Origin of the sequence: Pedobacter sp. AK013 (genome assembly GCF_014205835.1) — a bacterium.
Taxonomy (GTDB): domain Bacteria; phylum Bacteroidota; class Bacteroidia; order Sphingobacteriales; family Sphingobacteriaceae; genus Pedobacter.
The window spans coordinates 25,330-46,652 of sequence record NZ_JACHCQ010000025.1 but is presented as its reverse complement, the minus strand read 5'-3'; the positions used below and the strand labels follow the sequence as shown (position 1 = coordinate 46,652).

The 21,323-nt window shown below is 38.5% G+C and carries 15 protein-coding genes; 3 read left to right on the top strand and 12 right to left on the bottom strand.

Going from position 1 to position 21,323, the window contains the following annotated elements:
* Nucleotides 1-46: 46 nt before the first annotated feature.
* Complete coding sequence (locus HDC90_RS16625; protein ID WP_184468342.1) at nt 47-610, bottom strand: porin family protein; 564 nt, start codon at nt 608-610, stop codon at nt 47-49.
* A gap of 130 nt (nt 611-740) precedes the next feature.
* Nucleotides 741-1,709 carry a GlxA family transcriptional regulator gene (locus tag HDC90_RS16620; protein ID WP_184468340.1) on the bottom strand — a complete coding sequence of 323 codons (969 nt, stop codon included), beginning with the start codon at nt 1,707-1,709 and terminating at the stop codon, nt 741-743.
* Nucleotides 1,710-1,843: 134 nt separating this feature from the next.
* Here HDC90_RS16620 and HDC90_RS16615 point away from each other — a divergent pair, with 134 nt between their 5' ends.
* On the top strand, nt 1,844-2,398 hold the full coding sequence (locus HDC90_RS16615; RefSeq protein WP_184468338.1) for a dihydrofolate reductase family protein: 555 nt from the start codon (nt 1,844-1,846) through the stop codon (nt 2,396-2,398).
* A 30-nt stretch (nt 2,399-2,428) separates the two neighbouring features.
* Entirely contained in the window at nt 2,429-2,818 is a 390-nt protein-coding gene (locus tag HDC90_RS16610) for a VOC family protein (RefSeq protein WP_184468336.1), read from the top strand.
* A gap of 142 nt (nt 2,819-2,960) precedes the next feature.
* On the opposite strand, the gene HDC90_RS16605 is transcribed toward HDC90_RS16610, so the two are convergent.
* The 8 genes from HDC90_RS16605 to HDC90_RS16570 form a co-directional block, all read right to left on the bottom strand.
* Nucleotides 2,961-3,326 (bottom strand): hypothetical protein, encoded by a 366-nt coding sequence (locus HDC90_RS16605; RefSeq protein WP_184468334.1) that lies wholly within the window; start codon nt 3,324-3,326, stop codon nt 2,961-2,963.
* Between the two features lie 33 nt (nt 3,327-3,359).
* Nucleotides 3,360-3,917: a hypothetical protein gene (locus tag HDC90_RS16600; RefSeq protein ID WP_184468332.1), complete on the bottom strand. Its 558-nt coding sequence runs from the start codon at nt 3,915-3,917 to the stop codon at nt 3,360-3,362.
* Between the two features lie 22 nt (nt 3,918-3,939).
* Complete coding sequence (locus HDC90_RS16595; protein WP_184468330.1) at nt 3,940-4,956, bottom strand: pentapeptide repeat-containing protein; 1,017 nt, start codon at nt 4,954-4,956, stop codon at nt 3,940-3,942.
* An 8-nt stretch (nt 4,957-4,964) separates the two neighbouring features.
* Nucleotides 4,965-9,065 carry an RHS repeat domain-containing protein gene (locus tag HDC90_RS16590; protein WP_184468328.1) on the bottom strand — a complete coding sequence of 1,367 codons (4,101 nt, stop codon included), beginning with the start codon at nt 9,063-9,065 and terminating at the stop codon, nt 4,965-4,967.
* A gap of 16 nt (nt 9,066-9,081) precedes the next feature.
* Complete coding sequence (locus HDC90_RS16585) at nt 9,082-14,742, bottom strand: hypothetical protein (protein ID WP_184468326.1); 5,661 nt, start codon at nt 14,740-14,742, stop codon at nt 9,082-9,084.
* 11 nt (nt 14,743-14,753) lie between these two features.
* On the bottom strand, nt 14,754-15,326 hold the full coding sequence (locus HDC90_RS16580; protein WP_184468324.1) for a hypothetical protein: 573 nt from the start codon (nt 15,324-15,326) through the stop codon (nt 14,754-14,756).
* Nucleotides 15,313-15,849: an OmpH family outer membrane protein gene (locus HDC90_RS16575; protein ID WP_184468322.1), complete on the bottom strand. Its 537-nt coding sequence runs from the start codon at nt 15,847-15,849 to the stop codon at nt 15,313-15,315. Before HDC90_RS16575 ends, HDC90_RS16580 begins: the two co-directional genes overlap by 14 nt.
* Nucleotides 15,850-16,205: 356 nt before the next feature.
* Nucleotides 16,206-16,655 carry an SRPBCC family protein gene (locus tag HDC90_RS16570; protein ID WP_184468320.1) on the bottom strand — a complete coding sequence of 150 codons (450 nt, stop codon included), beginning with the start codon at nt 16,653-16,655 and terminating at the stop codon, nt 16,206-16,208.
* 302 nt (nt 16,656-16,957) lie between these two features.
* Between HDC90_RS16570 and HDC90_RS16565 the strand changes: the two genes are divergently transcribed.
* Complete coding sequence (locus HDC90_RS16565) at nt 16,958-17,791, top strand: M57 family metalloprotease (protein WP_221451878.1); 834 nt, start codon at nt 16,958-16,960, stop codon at nt 17,789-17,791.
* A gap of 161 nt (nt 17,792-17,952) precedes the next feature.
* On the opposite strand, the gene HDC90_RS16560 is transcribed toward HDC90_RS16565, so the two are convergent.
* Entirely contained in the window at nt 17,953-18,870 is a 918-nt protein-coding gene (locus tag HDC90_RS16560) for a bestrophin family protein (RefSeq protein ID WP_184468318.1), read from the bottom strand.
* Nucleotides 18,871-18,950: 80 nt separating this feature from the next.
* Entirely contained in the window at nt 18,951-21,320 is a 2,370-nt protein-coding gene (locus tag HDC90_RS16555; RefSeq protein ID WP_184468316.1) for an FdhF/YdeP family oxidoreductase, read from the bottom strand.
* Nucleotides 21,321-21,323: the final 3 nt, after the last annotated feature.

Below are 21,323 nucleotides of genomic sequence, written 5' to 3'. Positions count from 1 at the left end.
ACTGAAGGGCAAGTTTTATATGGAATTGGTTAATGAACCGACTCTTTTAAAATAGTTTAAACCCAACAGATAGATTAAACAAACCACTTTTTTCGCCGAGTCCCTTATTAATTTTTGTAAGGCCTCTGCTGTATCTGGCATCAATACTGACATTACCGATATCTACGCCTGCATTGAGCACTCCACCGAAATTAAGTTTTTTATACTCAAAGCCACTCGGCCCCTTAGCCTCGTTAAGGGTATAATTAATATCAGGACCTGCAGAAACCCTAAAATTTAAGTCTTTGGTATCAACAAGTTTGTACCCCACCATAAGGGGCAAATTTAATTGGTTAAATTTTGGGGTATAAGTGTTAGCTGCATAAACATACGAACTCTTAAAGCTAACATAGTTTAATTCTGGCTGAAAATATAACGATTTACCAACCCGGGCAAACACGCCAAAATTATAACCTACCTTTCCTTTTTTATCTGTTATGGCATTCAAACTTGTTGGCAATGTTGCATAGTTTATACCTGCTTTTACACCAAATACAAGATCAGCATCTTGTGCTTTTACCGCTCCCGCTGTAATAACCATAACAGCAACTAATAAATAAAACCTGTTCATTTTCATACTTTTTGTTTTTTTAAATAATTAAATATTTATTGTGTTTTGAAAGTATGACAACAACATTTCGATTTACCCCTACGTCATAAAATTTTATTGTTCTCCCGGCATACCCTGCCCATCTGATAATTTAAATCCGCGCATATTTTCGTTTGTATTCCATAGGCGATAGCCCCGTAATGCGTTTAAAGATTTTCCTGAATGCTTTCAGGTCGCTGTAGCCTGTATCTTCCATAATAAATGGCAGGTCTTTATGGTTCATTTCGATGGCTTTTTTGGCCGATTCTATCCTTACCCTTTGTAAATATTCGAATGGTGTATTATTGGTGGCGGCTTTAAACCGACGGATAAAATTACGTTTCCCCATATTCACCAGGCTAGATACCTCATCCATTGTCATATCGTTCTGGTAGTTTTCTTCAATGTAGCGTTGGGCCTTTAAAATGTCTTTATCATCATGCTGATGCTGGCCGGTAAATACCTTAAAATGTGCCTGGCTGCTTCTATCCATCTCAATGGCAAACATCTTGCTGATCCATAAAGCAGCTTCGCGGCCACAAAATTTCTCGATCAGGTAGAGGATCAGTTTAAGCGAAGAGAATGCCCCACCACTGGTGTAAACGCCATCCTGATCTGTAGTAACCAAATCGCTTTTCATCCTGATTTTGGGGTAACGTTTCTGCATATCGGCTGCTACTGCCCAGTGTGAGGTTACTTCTTTACCATCAAGCAAGCCTGCTTCGGCCAAAAAGTAACTGCCTACACATAAACTGGCTACCTCGGTTCGGGAGGCATACATTTCCTTTATCCAGCTAACGGCCGCCTGGTTTCTATCCAACACGCCCTCATTGCCTACACTGAATGAAGGGATAATAATCAGGTCAGCCTTTTGTATCTCCTCGTAATTTACCAACTGAATATTGATATTGTTAAAATGAAAAGGAATTTCGTGGTCTTTTTCTGCTACCAAACTTAGTGCAAATACAGGCTTTTTACCGGTACGCTCCATATAACGGTTGGCACCACTCAGTAAATCTACCACCCCTGTAACCGATGAAGGAACAGCTTCATCGAAAATATAAAGACAAACATTTAACATAATAAATAGTTATTTATTAACAACTAAATTAGGCATTTTATATGTCACTTTCACGCCCTCAAGTTGTCATTTATGCCACCTAAATGGTATCGATAATCTACAGAGATTTGTAAACAGCTAAAGCAATAGAAACAATGGGCAAATTAAATGTATTCAATTTTATCAGTCTGGATGGTTATTATAAAGATGCAGACAATGGCATAAACTGGCATCAACACGGCCAGGAAGAAGGCGAGTTTAGCGCAAAAAATCTGGAGTACGGTAGCATCCTGCTCTTCGGCCGGATAACTTATGAAATGATGGCATCTTGGTGGCCATCGCAAAATGCTATTGATGCGATGCCCCAGGTAGCCAATGGCATGAATAGGGCCGAAAAAATTGTATGCTCGAATACGCTGCAACACGCCCATTGGCAAAATACACGGATAATGAGTGGAGATATATTGACTCAGATAGCTGAACTGAAGAAAACATCGATAAAAGATATTACCATTTTAGGCAGTGGCAATCTAAGTGCACAATTAGCTGAAGCAGGCTTGATTAACACTTACCAAATCATGATCGATCCGGTAGCCATTGGTAAGGGCACTTCTATTTTTAGTGGCATACAAAGGCAATTGAATTTGAAATTAACCGATACCCGAAGCTTTAAAAGTGGTACCGTATTGTTGCGTTACGAAGCATTATAATTAGGAATCAATATTTTAAATACTATAATTATGAAAACAAAAATCTGGGCCAATTTAGGCGTTAAAAATGTAGAGAAAAGCAGAGCCTTTTATACCAAACTCGGCTTTGAAAAAAATGCAGGACGCGAGAGCGAGGAATTAGCCAGCTTTTTATTCGGAGTGGACAATTTTGTGATCCACTTTTTTAAAGAGGACAGCTTAAAAAAAGGCATGAAAGGCGAACTGGCCGATTTAAGTAAGGGCAATGAAGTAATTTTTACCCTTTCGGCCGAAACAAAAGAAGAGGTAGATGAATGGGCGGTAAAAGTAAAAAATGCCGGCGGTTCTATATTCTCGCCACCTGAAGAATTTCAGGGCATGTACGGTTGCGCCTTTGCCGACCCTGATGGGCATAAGTTTAATATACTGAAATGGAAATAAGGATATATAAGCAGCCGCTATTGCAGGCCGCTTATATACGCTTTTCAGCTCAAAATATACACATGTCAAATTCAGAAAACTTATATTCTAAAACACATATTTGAGCTCGACACCGCTTCAGTATGTATAAGAATAAGTGAAATTATATTTTAGATTTTAATGATTTGCGATTACTCTTCCATTGGTAAAAAAGTACTCTCTGATCCTTAGTCAGAACACTGTCTATCCTGCTTTTGGAAGAGGCCAGCATAGACTGGAAATATTGTCTTTTAGCTATCCCGCCAGTTTGATTTTTCTTTAGAGAATCGGCCAGTCTAAATTGTAACTGAAAAATAGTGAAAAGCGAATCTTTTTGCTGATCGTTCAGCATAATTTTGTTCTGCAGATCGCGGACCAAAAAAGTAGCTTTTTTTTCGGGAGTGTTCAATCGTTGTGAAGAAGCATTTTGAGCTTGGCTGCTTAACGAAAATAACACCAAAATGCCAAATAGATAGAATGTCTTGATCATTGTGATTAATTTAGATAAAGTTCTGCTTAAATATTAAGATTGATTATAAGCGTTGATGATTGATTTAATAAAATCGAAACTAAACTTACCTCCATTCTGGTATTGTTCAGCTACTTTAGGATTATCCTTTAACAGTACAAAAAATGCATCTTCTCTCTCTTTTCGGTTAAAGGATAGTTCAGAAGTTTTAACTTCTACGATATCCTGGTCCAATTTTTTAACATACCAGGTTACACCATGCGAAACTGCTCCATTGTACCTCACAAAAGTTTCGATCAATTCGTACAAAATAATTTTACCTGACAAAACCCGATTGACAAATAAAGGCTTTCTTTTTCCGGGCAATTTTAGGGCTTCTAAATCTATTTCATCTTTTTTTTGCTTTACATGAAAAGCTTTTATTTCGGTGGCCTTATATCTTACCCTTTCTGTACTGCCCTCGGGGATAAATTTAACCCTATCTTCTAAATAATTTTTGATTTCACCTTTAATGGTATCATTTTGAAGTGTAACGATATACTCAGATTGTGCTTTGAGGTTGTTAGCGATGCAAAGGGATAATACTATTAATAGGAGCTTTAGTTTAGTCATTTTTATATTTTATTTGTTGATATTAATTTGATTTATTTGCCAATTCAGTCATTAATCCAAAGAAACGTTCCCCAATTCCATTGTTATCCCTCATCATCTTTTTATCTAAAAGATCAGCCGGTTGGTTCTGCTTATCTTTATTAAAAAATACATTATTAATTAAATTTAGGCCAATTCTTTTGTGCTCTCCCTCCCATTCTTCTGCAATCCGTTTGCTGGCCAAAGCATAAATAGACTTAAGATCTCTAATTAATAACAATTCTTCCTCATCAGGGAACTTACACTTATCTAGATTTATGCCATTAAGAAAAGAAACTCCATACATTTGGGCCTCTGAAAAATCGATATTATCCATTCTGTTGGGATAATCATTTGGATGTACCCTATTAAATAACCAAAAAACCGATTTTACAGCATGCCGTGAAAAGCTTCGGAATATACATGAATTTACCTCTCCTTTAAATTTCGTATTTCGCATGCGGCTACCATCAAAATTTGTCGCGTATAAATGGCAATCATCAAAAAGGCAATTATCAATAACAGGAAAAGTAAAAATACACTCATTCAATTTTGATTTGATAAATTTACAATTAGTATAGGAACCTGCATGGTTTCCAATGTTATCATTCATAAATGAATACGAAAACTCTACATGCTCAAAAACACAATTATTAAAATTACAGTCGTAAATATGCATTTCCCTTGCCTTTGTTCTGGATAGCAAACAGTTATCCATACTACATTCCTGAAATGTTCCATAGCTGATATCTGCATAAGTAAAATCGATATCTACAAAATCATACTTGGTAACGCTTAAGGAACCGGTAGTTAAATTAATTTGATACTTGGAGTCTCCTATTTTTTTTTGATCAACTATATGGGATAATGGAGCTCCCCTCAAATCCCAACGTCCACCATATTTATTTAACTTAACGATTTCCTCTAATTCTTTCTTTTTGGAAAACGCCCAGATTATGCTATTTAATAAAGCAGTCCCTTCATCAGAATACCATCGGTTTATAAGTTCATTCTTTTTCATGGCCCAAATTAATAAAACAATCCCTTTCCCCCAGATCCATACTTAGTAGTATGTCTTACCCAATCTTTAGCTGTAGTAATATCCCACCAATATTCTCCTAGTAGATTTAGTCCTTCCATATCTGCTCCTCTAGTCATTGAATTTATCTTAAGAATTTTTACTTTCTGAGCTAATTTAATAATAATATTTTTTTTCGCAATTGATCTAAAGGCCCGATCAATGCCTTTTCCCTTCATCATCGCCTGAACTCCTTTATTAGCTGAATTTTCCAAAGCGTAAAGTTCTCTACCTACATATTCTGGGTTTTTAATAGCTTGTTTAAGGATATATTTCCCTGCCAGTGTAATGGATCCTTTTCCTACAAATTTCACTAACAAGTAGCCAATCTCTGCCCCGTCAACTATCATAACTGCATCAATCAGATATTCCTGAAGATCTTCAGGTTTTTTCATTGCAGCATAAGTACTAGCAGTATTCATGGCTTCATAATCAGGTTTACCATTCATGAATTTAAGTGGATCAATACCCCGCTCGCTCCTCATCTTCATTCTGCCATACCCATTAAGTTTTGGAGCAGTAATTGTTACTTCATCTAGTGCTTTCCCTCCATTTCCTTTATAGGTAGGTTCTTTGGGGTTAGGACAATCTGTACATCCACCATCTGGATCAACAGTAGAAATAGGGTTATTACCCATCCCGGTATAGGGCGACCAAAATTCACCCATAGGATCAGTGCTCATCCATCTTCCGATCTGCGCATCATACATCCTGAAATCAAAGTTATTCCAACCGGTTTCTTTATCCACTTCTGCATATTGCCCTTGATAACCATACCTGTAATCGTTGTTTGCCAAAGTTAATGGGGAGCCGAAAGGATAATAATCAGAATAATAAGCTACATCAGCCTGACCATTACTATTTTTACTGCGATTGATGACTACCCTTACATTGCCTAAATGATCTGTTAACTCGTACTGATAATTATTGCTTAAACGATTAAATACACCGATACGGTCATCGGCATAAATTGGGATTTCTTTTTGCTGCAATCCGGTTCCATTATTGTCATAAACGGCTAATACATTACCAGTTGCATCATAAATATAATATGTACTGATGTTTTGAATATGATCTGTTTTAAGGATACGCATATCCGATTCATCGTAAACAAAACTTATCCTTAGCTGTGTTTTTGTAGCATCAGCATAAATAGCCGACACTTTTCCACTTGGTGTATAGTTTACATAAAATCCCTGTCCATTTGCCTTTTGCTGTCTAACCATCTGCCCGAGGTCATCATAGCTGTAATTAGCATAATTATCTACACTGCTCAACTTGTTGCTATTGGCCTGGTAATGGTAATTGAGGCTTAATTGGCTACCTGAATTATTGTTCCTATTTAAACTTTGAATATTTCCATTGGCATCGTAGCTTAAACCATGTTCTTTGTTGAGATTTAAGTTTTCGGTAAAAGTATTATTGGAAAAATTTGGACTTCCGTACTTATTGTTGTTAAACTGGTATTTTTCATCATATTCATATGTAGACATGGCTGCTCCGTTATAGGCCGTCCCTAATGAGCTTGGCTTTATACTTTTCCAGCTTTGTGCCGTAATATTACCATTGTAATATGCCTTATTGGTATTGGTATTTAAACTCGCTATGCCGGTGCCATTCCTAACATAATCACCATTAAAATACTCTAAGGTCATACCAAAAGCGTCAGCAGCAAAGCTGTTTTGTATACCATCTTTTCCAGGATCATTACTACTTTCAGGATGATTGATGGCTTTAAGTTTACCATCTGCTGTATAGGTATAATCTATGCCTTGCAGATTATTAGCCAGTTCTACCCGCTTTAAACCGCCATGAAGAAAGTATTGATAAGCTGCCTGTTGAATCTTATTTATTCCATCCATGCTTGTTTGTACATTCACCAAGCGTTGGTCAGCATCGTATTGATAATGGTGATAAAAACTTTCTGAAGTATTTCCTTTTTGATAAGCTACCATTAATACATTACCCAAAAAATCATATTCGTAATCAATGGTTTTAGTGCCTAATCCATTTATCTGTTTAATTGTCCACACCGTTCTTCCCTGTTCATCATAACTATACCAGGTTTTTGTATACTCACTTTCTGTCCACGAAACTCCATTTTCAACGAAATCCTGTAGGTAATTACTTAAACCATGACTATTGTTGGTTAAATCGTAATGAATACGGTTCCATTCTCTTTTATATGTATTATTTAATCCACCATCTAAAGCTATACTATTTATTAAACTTAAATTTGTCTTTGCTGTTTCAAAAGAAATATCCGTTCCCAAATACTCTCCTGATTCTATCAAACGTGACATCTCATCGTAATTAGAAAAAGAAAATTTACCAGTTTTCCGTTGCTCCGCGTTCTGACTAAAACGGATTGCTCCATCTTTACGGTAAATAAACTCACTTGTTCCGGCATCGGTTGAAGTATTTTTAGTTAAACGACCTTGCTTATCAAATTCATTAAATTCCGTAAAGGGTAACAGGTTTTTATTACCATAAGCACCTAAACCATTTGTTAAAATCTGCTGCACACCCTTAGGTGCTATTGCAGCAACAGACTCGCCTTTTTGGTTGTAAAAACTATAGCTGATATCAGCGTATCCTGCACTGTAACTGAGCTGTGGTTCGCCACTTTCTACTATTGCTTTATAAAGGCCTAATGGCAGATTGCCATAGTTTGTTTCTGTATTATTGGTAATCAGGTTTATTAAAGTGATACTTCCACCTGTAACCGTTAGATTACTACCCTGTGCCAGGCTGAAATAATGAAAATCCTGGCCGATTACGTTGCCTGTAGCTATTTTAGAATGGCAATCTTCGCAAAACCGGTCTACGCCTGAACTATAAACAACACTATAGGATACTTTTAATGGTTTATTAGACCTTAAGGTGTAAATATGAGACGAATTTAAGCTGGCTGGGGGGGTATATGCAGAAGCTGCTCCATGGTAAATTAAATTTCCATTATCCAGCACTTTTAATTTACCTGCTCCAACAATATTGATATTATTAATATAATCGCCCGTATTGCCATCCAAGATAAATTCTTCTTTATATTCGGTTAACTGAATGGTATTGTTAGTACTTAACCAATTGCCCGGTCTGGCAGTCATTAATGTATTTCCCTGTTTGTCTGCAATTACAATCCCCCAGTTCCCCTGTTCATCACGGATTACACTTTGCGTTGCCTCTCCTACAAGATCGGTTTGCCCAGTATTGCCCATTGTGGCATCATTAAAAAAAGCATTTCGCAAAGAAAGATAATGGCTCAATTGAGATTCAACAGCAAAGTTTCCTCCATAGCTTTCGTGACCACTACCCAATCGCAACACCTCGCCAATAACGCCAGAGCGGGCGAGGGCGCCACTTCCATCGGTCATAAATTCATTACGACTGTATGGATAACCTGTGGCAGGCACATAACTATCCCAACTATTATTGTTACTGTAGTACCAACCCAATGTACCAGGCTGTGAAGCGTCTAAAGGATCAGGGTTGTTTACCTTACCAGCTATATCAAAGTTATTGGCTTGATAACCAAACCCGTTACTATTCCTTAAAAAATCAGCTTTATAATAAAAGCCACTGCTGTTTATCGGTGCGGATAAAGATTGTATCGCAGGCCGACCATATAAATCATAGACCGGTTGTGAGGCCAGTACATGTTTGGTTGCAAAACTTTTAACCTGACTTTGTAAGGCCTGCCCTCCCAGATCGAAGAAATTTTTACTTTCAGAAATGGTATCTCCATTGGCATTAAAAGTCCTGCTCATTACCCAGTTAAGCTCCGGGTTGGCATTATTCACCAATGGCGGGGCGGGGTAAATTGTACCTGTAGCAATCCGCAGTGAAACAGATGAACCAGATTGAGCATGAAAGCCATCTTTAAGAATAATGGCCTGCCCGCTTGTTACACTCAAAGACTGTCCGCTTGTGATAATTTTAGTTCCTCCCTCCTGGGTAGGCAATGTTATTGTTGTAGGACTTGTAATAATTTCCTGGGCAAATAAATGCCCAAGAAGAAAGGAGAAAAGTATGGAGAGTTTTATCTTTTTCATCGCGTTAATTTTAGATTTACCAGCTTAGATTACATTCGTAAGGATTTTCTTCAGAATATTCGACACTATGGGTCCCATCTGAAAAGGTATACCAGAAATAGCAGGTGTAGCCATTATCAAAATTATGTCGAACAGACCTCGTATATTCTTTATAACCAGTACTACAGGTTCCGTTAATATACTTGCGGTCAGGGCCAGTGCATGATTCCGGATTAGCGCCACAGGCTGATGAACTGCCATCTACTACCCATCTGTTTTGAAGATAAGTAGAACTCAATATATTTACATCCACTTGCTGTACTTCCCTCAAGCCTGTTGTAGCACCGTTAACGGTTTGGCATCTTTCTATACCCGTGTTTTGCCAGGTTCCTTTTATCGATTTTGCATAATTATATACAAACTCGCCTACAGGTTTAACCCCATAACCAAAAGTTTCGCGAAAGGTTTTAACCAACCTGCTCTGGCTATCGTACTGAAAATGCGTAAATATATTGCTATTGTCCAAGGTATATTCTAGTTCACCTGTCTTAAGGTTGTACACATAGGTATTCATACTGGCATTGATAGGTTTAAACCTTAAATCATCAAAATAAGCCTCTGCCGGTCCATTGTTAAAGCATCCTATTTCTACACTGGCATTTGCAGGTATACTGCTACCGGGTATCTGCAGATTAATTAGGTACCAATCAGCTGCTTTTTTATTTGCAGTTGCAACTGCTGTCACCATTGCACCTCCATTTATCCTATAATATAAACCAGAAGATGAGCCATTACCCTGCTGTTTCATCCAAGCAGAGGCAGAATAATTCCGTCCTGGTTTTAGCTTATTGCTATTTACGGTATAGCTAATGCCAGACTGACCAGAATTGATCATTGCAGATTTTTCACCTGTATGTTTCACCGTCTGCACTAAGCTGGCAGCTCCTAAAGCGAAACCTCTTGCCAGTATACCAGAACCAATAGCCTCATCTTCCAAACCCGTGTAGTTCATTTCGTAATAATTGGCGGGACTTGCAGTAGCCACAATTTTGGATTGATGATGCCCCATTCGGTTAGCAGCGTAATTATTATTAATATCTGTAGCTTCTAGTGGACTGGAGTACTTATTGTATAAGGTAATCTGTCCTGTCAAACTCCAGGTCGGTAAATTTTGCCCACCATTAAAAAAGGATGCAAATTCTGGCATACTGGTTAAACCTCCAGTCCTTTCTTCCGGCATCCATTGATAGGTTTGGTTTTTACGCCAAATATTAGGCTCTGAACTGTGCGCGTTTTTCGAATTCACTTCCTGTTCGCTATCATTCAGCAAAATAGATTGGTTACTCCAAGTGGTTGCGCTGGCAGACAAAATCCCAATAGGGTTGTTATTCTGATCAACTTTATATACCAATTCTTCGGCTATTTGGCTTAACATGTTCGCATTTTTAGTGTTGATGAATTTTAGCCCCATATCCGGATAAAAACGGTATGCAGGTTTGCTTTCACTAACGAAACGGTTTCCATAACCATCGGTTGTTAATGTTTTAACGGGTTGCCCAGAGTAAAAATCGAATGCAAGTGTCTGACTACCTGTTTTAATACCCGTTTTATAATCAATACTCGTGGTACCAGTCATTACAGAAGGGTAATTAGCCCTGGTAGATAAAACAGCCCTTGTTTTACCGTCGTTATATCTACCTTCAACTGTTTGCTCCATAATTAAGCCCTGCTTGTTATAACGAGCTAATAGCGGTTCGTATTCAGTTTTATTTGCATCAGCAGATTGCCCCTGTTGTTCGTCGTGTAAATAATGGTTAATTACTTCATTTAACTTATTGCCATTTACATCATATTGGATCATTCTTCTTAAATTCCCAACCCTACTTGCATAATTTTGCAAAAGGATTGTAGACATCTCTTGATACTGTGATTTTACCGGGTTTAAGTTCCAGAGTCCTACCATTCCTTCTTTAAAGACTTCAAACTGATATTCTGTCTTACCAAGTTGTTGAACCTCTATATTACCTGTACTTCTTTGGGTTGTTACTGTTACATATTCGTACATAATACCCGGTGCTGGTACCTCCCTCGATATCCCCAGTAGCTTTGAAAAGGATTTAAGCATATCGATCTGATCGGCTCCACCCCGTAACTCAACAGCATCTAAGCCAAGCGGCTCATAAGAAGTGGTTCCCGAACTTAAACCCATATTTTCTGCGCGGTTGTAATTATAGTTGACAGCCATCTTTACATCAGTTATAGGCTCTCTGTTTATTACCTGCTTCACGCGGAGGCCACCACCATAGTTATTGCCTATGCCCCCGGCAGTCATGTTTCCATGGCTATAGCTGGCATTCGGTTGGTCAACAAAAACCTGATTATAAAATCCAGGATCATTTATAACAACATAATTCTCTGAGACACTTGTAACCAATAAAGAAGGCGTATCTCCCGATTTCGGATTAATGGGCTGCTGAGTATTTACGATATTACCATATTGATCCTCATAACCATAAACCTCGTATAATCCTGTTAAATTTACCTTTACCTTGTCGCCGGGCTTAATAAAGTCTCTTAAATCAATCCCGAAATCACCAGTCGAATTGATCTGCATACTTGAATTCCCAAGGTTAACTACTCCGCTAACCTGAATTGCAGCATTGCGGTACAAGGCCACTTTGTTATAAGTATCTGATTCGTAAACAATATCAGTTGTCATTCCCAAGGCGTGATGAATACGTCTTAATGACCAGACATCAACTGATTGTGCTGAAGCTTTCGATGGCAAGCGTGCTAAGTTTTCATTCCCGCTGAAAGCCTGAAAATCTCCTTTGAACATTCCCCACATATCATAGTTTTGCGCCAGATAAGGTGGATTTTTAGTAGTGGTCCATAGGTATTTGTCATGACCGGTAGGGAAATATGGTGGGGTTGATAAAAATTTCACTTCAAAAGCTGAGAAAGAATAGTCATTTTGCAATCGGGTTTCATTAGCCTGCTTTATCAATGCATAAAAAGTTGTACCATTAAAATTAAACTTAACAATATCTCCTTCTTTAAAGGACAAAAATGATAAATAGCGGCGGGTAGGAGTAACAAAAGTGTATATGTCAGAATTAGGCTTTTTAGCGTAAAATTCTACTTCATCAGAATTTGCCAGATCTTCGGGGATCTCATAATCAAATGTCATAGCAGGTATATTTGCCTCCCCACCTCTACCTAAAAACTGAACCTGATTAAGCGTTAGCTTACCCAAACGCGGCATAATTGATGTATTGGTATTAGCTATATCATATAACGAACCTGCTTCATCAAAACTATTAGGTGTTTGAGGGCACAAAGTATAATCATAACCGAGATGAATCTTCCTTAAGATATCTTCTGATGATAATGCCAGCTGGGCAATATCAAATTTATCAATAATATTATTGCCAAGATGAATACCATAATTATTATAGCCACCTGATGATGCTCTTAATGTATTCAATCCGTTAGGTAATGCACTGTTATTGATTAAAATAATATTATTTAATCTTAGCAAGCTAGGGGGCATCCCGTTATACGGATCATTTGCATTGTCGCTAGCAGTACCTTTTCCATCAGCTCTTATCTCTTTCTCAAAAAGTGCAGTATGTGATGGTGTCATTATAGCGTCGAGATAATAAATCTCTTTTTTCCCGGTAGAAAAATATTCGAAACGGGCATCCATATCCTTCTTTTTACCCATCCCTGGATTACGCCATTTATAATTACCAGTCCATTTGCCATGCTCAAAAGACACCCAGTAACCCCAATCGCCCTGATCTGTTAAGCCATTGTTATTGGTATCTACATAATCAGGACCTGTTACGGCAGTTAAAAGCCAGGTTGTGGCGTAAGGATTCGGTCTGGTCTGTTTATTATAGTTCTGAATACCATAGGTATTATCAGTACGGGTTAATTCATCATAGGCATAAACCGGTAAGGCATAATGATAAGTAATTCCACTTTCATTTGTGATCATAAAACCACCTATCCTGCGGTCTTCGGTAGAAATATTAGAACCATCAGGATTTTTAGTACGGTCAAAGCCTGAAGCTTGGGTATTGATAAAGCCTTTAAGCTTAGCCGATCCATTTTTTATCTCATCGTTGGTGAAATATTCTATATTTTTTGATGAAGCTAAACGTTCGGTAGCTGGGTCATAACCATAATTACCATCATTATTCCCATGCGTGGGATTAGTATCGAAATTAATATTGGAAACATTCGTAACCTGCGGGCTTTGCTGAATATAATTATTAGAAAAATCGTTGATAAACCTAAAGTTTAGTTTATCAGGATTATTAATATGCGTGGTGTAATAGGTTTCTGTTCTACAGTTATAATCATTTCCTGTTGTCCAGTCAAAATCGCAGATATATTCTTCTCTGGTATCTAACTGAGTTCTGTTTGTAGTATAACCAGAATAGTATTTGCCTTTTCCGACGAGCTGCATCTGATAGCCATAAGGCCTCATGTAGCCAGAAACGCCCTGACCTAAAACTGAGTAAGTATCATAATCAGGAAAAGTACCTCCTGTTGATTTAACCGGATCGTTCTTACCCAACAATGTATAATTTGGATCATTGATGTCTGCCAGATAATAACTATCGTACTCCGTATTATAATAGCCGATATCCTCCGCTATCTTTGGATAATTCAGAGTACCAAAAGTACGCACATAAGAGGTTTCATCAGACCAATAGCGTGTAAAATTTCGTTTTAAGGAAATCGAGATGCCAAACCATACCGGAATGGTGATCCCCCAACCGCGTGATTGGGTTTGAATCCTACCTGCATTTACATTTTCTACACTGCTATATCCCCCACCAGTAGTTAAACTGATGCCACCACCACCAGAACTGATGGATGCCCCCAATAGTGATTGTGACATGTTGCCAAACGCAGAATTTGCATGTCCAGGCCTACTTAGTCCCGCACTTAAGCCAACACCAGCTCCCATGTTAAATCCTTTCGAATTTGCTGTAAATCCAAGTCCCAATCCTCCTCCTAATGAAGCATTAGATTTACCTATAGCACCACTATAACTTACTCCTATTCCACCATATATTGATGTTCCACCAAAAGGATCAAATGATAAACCAATAGATGCAGAGGCTCCAAAACCTTTTCCAAATTTAGCAAAATCAGGTGATGCGCTTAAACCAATATAGCCTCCAATTCCAGTTCCCTGCATGGTATCATGTGAGATACTTAATCCAAATTCAGCAGACAGTGCTCCCGTAAGGCCGATGTTTACACCAATGGACGTAGTAGAGGTATTACCACCAGCCCAATAGTCGCGTACTACATTTTGTTGTCCGTTAAAATCATCGGGAAAACCGCTCACCGTACGGTTAACAGAACCTGGACTTAAACTCCATCCCAATCCTGTCCAGGTAGCTTCTTCATCAGGCATAATACCTGCATGATAAGAAAGTGATAATGGATAACCTCCTTCAGGACCAGGAACCTCTAATAATGGAATATTGTAGGCCAGATCTCCGGTTAGTAAATTCACCATATCGGTGGTGTCAACCGGTTCGAAACTGGTTACGTCAGGATTTTCAGGGCCAGCTGTGAGCGCAAACACCAAACTTGGTGTTAAAATATTGTTCAATACACAGAAAGTTAGCGTAAGCGCTATAATCTTCCTAATTGGAGCTTTTTTGAACATAGAAGAGCATGTTAATTTTTGAGAACTATATTATTTAAATGTTGAATATCTTTTTTACGGAATAAAAATTTCTGGTTACCAGTACCAAAACCAATATCTTCAAAAAGTAAAGTATAATCGGTTACCGGTTTTTTGGTCTTAAAAACCAAAAGGAGGTTATTTGCAGAAGCAGTTCCAAAAGTATTTACGAAACTGCTATTATTCAATTTTAAGGTATCTTTTTCATTTACCAATAATTGACAATAGGCTGCAGCATTAAAACTCAGGTTATTAATCAATGTGGCATAAGTGCTAAAATCATTGCCCTGCACAAGTAATTCTCGTCCGTTTCTGCTAAACGATAACATAAAATAGGCTAAAGAATCGTTTGTAGAGGCATTCCCTTTAATTTTGGTTGATTCGATCAATTCCTTGCGGATCAGATAGGTTTCAAAAAGCAAACCGTCCTTATCCTGGTAAACCTTTTTCAAACCATTACTATCATCATAAATGTAGGACCTGAGCTGTTCGCGGTTCATCTCCCTTTTACAGGAAAAGAGGAACAAAAAAGAAATACCTATCAAAAAAAGGTTAAAACTTTTCATTTGCAGCTTTTAAAACATCTTCAGTAATATCAAAAGAATCTTTTGCAAAGGCAATTGTACCCGATGGATTTGCAATCAGGATCATATCATACCCTTGGGAATTGCCGTATTCTTTTAAAAACGAATTCAGTTTTAGCATGGCTTTCTGCGTAAGCTGCGATTCCTTTTGTTTCAAGGATTCATTCATGGATGACTGATAATTATTGAGCTGTCCTTTATAAAACTGTACCGAATCTGATAATTTAGTGTACTCAGTCTTATTATCTCTTGCTTTTTCTAATTTTAGGATCGTAATTTTCGCCCTTGCAGTTAGGGTATCGGTTCTACTTTTGTAAAACTCTACCTCTTTTTCAAATTCGATCTTTGCTTGCTTAATCCCTACATACCCGTTATATATTTTCATCGAATCGACATAGGCTATTTTTTTTTCATTCATAAAATAACTACCGATCAATAATAGAGACAGGACTGCTGTGATGACAAGTAAAATTGAAATTGCACGTTGTTGTGTAATTTTTAGCATAAAAAAAGTAAATAGTTGTTTCCGGTTTGAATTGGATTACAAAATAGTTTATATTCAAAAAAACATCAAATATTTTTGACGAACGATGCTTTTGGAGTGACGAACAGGGGTATTTCCATGATATTCTTAAAACTATTAAAATGGAAAATAGATATTTAGAAACATTACACCTCCTCCAAAAAAAGCATTAGAGAAAAAAAAATTAAGACTTTCTTTACGGATATCAGGCTTAATCATTTGGCAAAATCGCTTAATATGGGGTAAGCACGCAAAAAAACCCTCCAAAATCATTTAGAGGGGTTTAAGCTGCGTGCTTAACTGTTTTATGTATTGCAGAAAAATATAATTCCTTTAAATTAAGCATCTGGTATCTCTGGTTCTACCAGCTTCGCTAACTTTTCTAGCGATTCCTGCCAGCCCAGGTAACACATCTCTACAGGTATAGCTGATGGAATCCCCTCTTGCGAAATTTTAATTTCGGTACCCACTAAAGTCTTTTTCAACCAAACAGAGGTAATCATCTCACCAGGCAGGTTTGGATCATCAAACTGATCGGTATACTTTAAAAACTCGTTCGGTGTTACCTCAAGGTATTTTCCGCCGAATGAATGACCATTGGAAGTAGAAAAGTTTTGAAACGACATTTTAAAAGAACCTCCTAACGCCACTGTCATTTCGTGAACAGTGCAAAGAAAGCCATATGGAGGTAACCATGAAGCAATTGCCAGCGGCTCGGTGAATGCGCGGTATACTTTTTCTGGCGATGCTTTTAAAACTCTGTGTAATGAAACGGTGTTATTCGACATAATATCATTTTTTAATTCCCTACTCTTAAGGCTTTTCGGTTTCGCCCGTTTTTAGAATGGTAGCTGCTCCATCAATTTGTTTTTTTTAATATTATTTCCTGACTATACAAAGATGGCATGTAAATTCGGGTTTGCCAGTGGTCATATGCGACAATGTTAGTGGGGCTTTACGGCCTCGCAAAGCATTATAAAAACAAGTTCATAAATATTTGGCAAAAAAACTTTGTAACTATTTGATTACATACAATTTGTTTATATATTAGCTTTATCTGATCGATACATTAACCTAAACTAACTTAAACATGAAAAACACAAAGTTTCTATCGCTAGCCATGCTATGCGCTTTATTTATCTGCGCATCTTCTTGTAAAAAGAACAACACTTCCGAACAAACTGATAACAATGCCGAAATATCAGCAAGTACATTACAACAAATAAAAAGCCTGGGATTTAGTGTCGAGAATGCACGTAAAGTGGATAACGGTTATCTGGTTGAAGGCGACATCGTGCTAACAGACGCCAACTTAACTGAAAAATCTTTAAGCCCTAATTTAAACATTGCTGAAACCGAGCAGTACCGCACAACGAATGTGGTTAAATCACTGCCACGTGTGATTACGATTTCTGTTACCAATTTACCACAAGTATATAGCGATGCTGTTGACCTGATGATTTCAAGATACAATTCGCTAGGCCTGCGTATGACTTTTCAACGGGCAAGTACCGGCACTACAGGTAATATTGATGTATTTGGATTTAACGAAGGCCCGAGCGGTGGTTATATCACTTTAGGTTCATCTGGTTTTCCTACTTCAAGCGGTGAACCATTTAACCAGGTTAAAATGAATACGAATGTGAATGCCTATGGAACAAATCCTAATTTGTTATATGTAGCTTCTGTTTTACAACATGAAGTTGGACATTGTATAGGATTCCGCCATACTGACTACATGAACAGGGCATATAGCTGTGGAGGAAAACGCTCCAACGAAGGAACAGCAGGTGTAGGTGCAGTACAGATTCCGGGAACACCGTCAAAAGCAGATGCAGAATCGTTTATGCTGGCTTGCTCTAACGGCGGCGACCGCACATTTAATGCAAATGATGTAATTGCAATGAATTACCTTTATAAATAAACCAAATATAGATCAAATAACAATATAGATCAGATAAAAAAAAGAGGGAGCCTAAAAAGGTTTCCTCTTTTTTGTGCAATGTCTATTCTAATTATAGTGATCTTATATCAAAGACTCCCAAACAGAAATCCTGGGATCGGAATTTAATCAGATTACATCGGTTAATCTATGGTGCCACTTTTCCTGGCTTTAATTTCGGGAATTTCCTTGCCGTCAAGCTCCATCAATGTCGCTTCTATCATCTGGCACATTTCATTCAATGCAAGATCATTAGGCGCCGTACCAAAGGGTTGTTCAATCTCATCTGCAATGGCTTCAAAAGCAACAAAAGTATAGGCAATAAAAACAACAATAAATGGGGTTAACCATTGTAGGCTATCTACCAGTCCAAAAGGTAGAAGAAAGCAGTAGAGGTATACTGTACGGTGTAATAACACCCGGTAACTGTAAGGTATTGGTGTTGATATAATACGCTCGCAGCCTCCAACAATTTCGGCCAGCTTATCTAGGTTTTCATCTAACCGCATCTGCTGAATTGAATCTATATGCGCTTTGCTGTGTGCATGAGCAATCCAATCCCCCATCAGCTTAATCATCATGATCGGTTTATAACGCGTAGTATGGATGAGGCTGAATTGGGTATCGCTGAGTCTTTTTTTAAGGTCATTTTCTGCATTTGTACCTCTTAGCTGATGTTTTAACGCATAGGTACATGATACCAAAAGATTGATAAAGCCTGTGGATTCAGCTTTCTCTGATGAAGTGCGGGGAAGGGTTATCACTTGCCTGGCGAGTGAACGGTTACAATTTAAAAGGGAGCCCCAAAGCTTTCGGGCTTCCCAGAACCTGTCATAACTCACATTGTTTCGAAAGCCCAGGAACAAGGCAAGCACAAAACCAAACAAGGTTAATGGTGTGGGATTTAAAGGCACTTTAAAGGAAAGTATTTTACCATGAAAGAACACTACCCCTACAGAAAGTACAAAAAGTAAGATAAGCCGTGGCAGTAACCTGGGAAGAACCGAGCCATGCCATACAAAAAGCATTTTGAACCAATTTTCTTTTTTCCTGATTATCATATTATGTTGAGCTATTGATCATTTAGACAATGGTAATTTTCATAGTCAAAGATACAATCTGGTTCCATGCTTTAGGATTACTATTGCATCAACCGATAATTTTCTTCTACTTTTTTTACCCGGTCATAAATAGTGGGCTCATGCTTTTTAATTTTAATCTTTACGTATTTAGAAGCTGGCATATTACTTTCTTCTACCACATTGTTCACAGAAACCAAAACATTGGTTTCGGGAAAATAGGTTACCGTATTACGTTCCGGAATCTGGTAAGGTACAATGATGAACAGCGGGGCAATCCGTTCAATGCCGTCATCGAAATTAAACAAATCTACTCTGTCTCCAGCCTTCATCCCCAGTTTTTCGATGTCCTTCTTATTCATGAAGATCACACGCCGCTCATTTTTAATGCCTCGATAACGGTCATCCAGTCCATATATGGTGGTATTAAACTGATCATGTGTTCTGGTTGTGGCCATCATAAATTCATCTTCCTCGAGATGGTTATTAGGAATTTTAGTAAGGGTAAAAGGCGCACGGTCGCCAAATTCTTTGGTTATAAACTTCCCGTCTCTTGCAGCGTTTGGCAAGTAAAATCCACCTTTTTGCCTTACCTTTTCATTATAGTTTTCAAAGCCAGGAATGCATTTCTCTATCGCGTCCCGAACAGCGTCATAACTATCATGGTAAAGTTGCCAGTTAACCACCGACTTTTCTCCCAGTGTTGCCATTGCCATTCGGCATACTATCTGCGTTTCATTAATCAAGTCTTTGGATACCGCATCCAGCATTCCCTTCGAAGCCTGTACAACACCCATGGAGTTTTCTGTAGAAATGATCTGTACCTCGCCATTTACAATGTCTTTATCACTCCGGCCGTAAGTTGGCAGTATTAATGCCTCATTTCCGTGAATAAGGTGGCTTCGATTGAGCTTGGTAGACACGCAAACCAGCAGATCCAGTTTTCGTACAGCATTGGCGGTATAGGTAGTATCAGGAGTTGCAGACAAAAAATTTCCGCCCATGCAAAACATAAATTTGAGCTTTCCCTCGTGCATGGCCTTGATTGCCCGCACCACATCATAGCCATGCGCTCGCGGCATTTTAAAGCCGTAGTAACTTTCAAGCCGGTCGAGCTGTTCTGTTGTCGGCTTTTCATCTATAAGCATGGTTCTGTTACCCTGCACATTGCTGTGCCCACGTACCGGACATACGCCGGCTCCAGGCTTTCCGATACTGCCCTTAAGCAACAGAATATTGAGAATTTCACGGATCATCGCAACACCATTAGGCTGTTGTGTAAGTCCCATTCCCCAACAGAAAATGATTCTCTTTTTAAAGGCAATCATCTCCGCAGCCCTTAAAATATCTTCTTTGGAAACACCACATTGTTCGGATAAATGATCAAGATTATAATCCTCATGTTCAAATTGCTCCAAAAATGCTTCATATCCGGTTGTTTTATCTTTGATAAATTCCTGATCAAAAACCTGTCCCGGAAATTTCTTTTCGAAGTCGATCAGTAGAATTTCCAGGGCCTTAAGCAAGGCCATATCGCCGTTGATTTTTACTGGGAGATATAAATCTGCCAGCTTAACCCCGCCACCAATCATTCCTTTTACAGATTGTGGGTCTTGAAAACCAAGCAATCCGGCCTCTGGCAGCGGATTGATGGCTATGATCATGGCGCCGTTTTTTTTCCCCTTAGACAGGGCACTCATCATCCGGGGCGCATTTGTACCAGGATTATGGCCAATATCGATAATCAAATCGGTTTCATAAAAGTCTTCTAGTGTAACGGTCCCCTTTCCAATGCCAATAGTTGGCCGCAGTGCAGAACCAGAAGTTTCATGGCACATATTCGAACAATCTGGCATATTGTTGGTACCAAATTCCTTGGCAAAGAGCTGATACACAAATGATGCCTCATTGCTGGTTCTGCCCGAAGTATAAAATGCTGCCTGGTTGGGCGACTCGAGTGCATTGAGGTGCGCGGCTATTTTCTTAAAAGCATTCTCCCAACTAATAGGCTCATAATGCGTTCCGCCTTTGGGCATATACATCGGCTCGGTAAGTCTCCCGAACTTGCCAATCTGGTAATCATCCAGCTTGGCCAGATCAAAAACTGAATTCTTTTTAAAAAACTCGGCTGTCACTCTTTTCGTTGTGGCTTCTTCTGCAAGTGCCTTTGCACCATTTTCACAGTATTCGCCAACAGGAGAGCGTTCATCATCAGGATCTGGCCATGCACAGCTCGGACAATCGAATCCCTTAAACTGGTTCATGTTCAAAAGTGCGTGATTTCCCCTGAAAAATGTCTTCTCCTCTATCAAATCTCCCATAGCCGCCATTACCGCGTGCATTCCTGCTGCCGATTTCTCTACAGGTGTCAGTTTCAGATCGAGCAGCTTATATGGATTTTCTGCAGAAGGTATCTTTTTATCTTGTTCCATGGC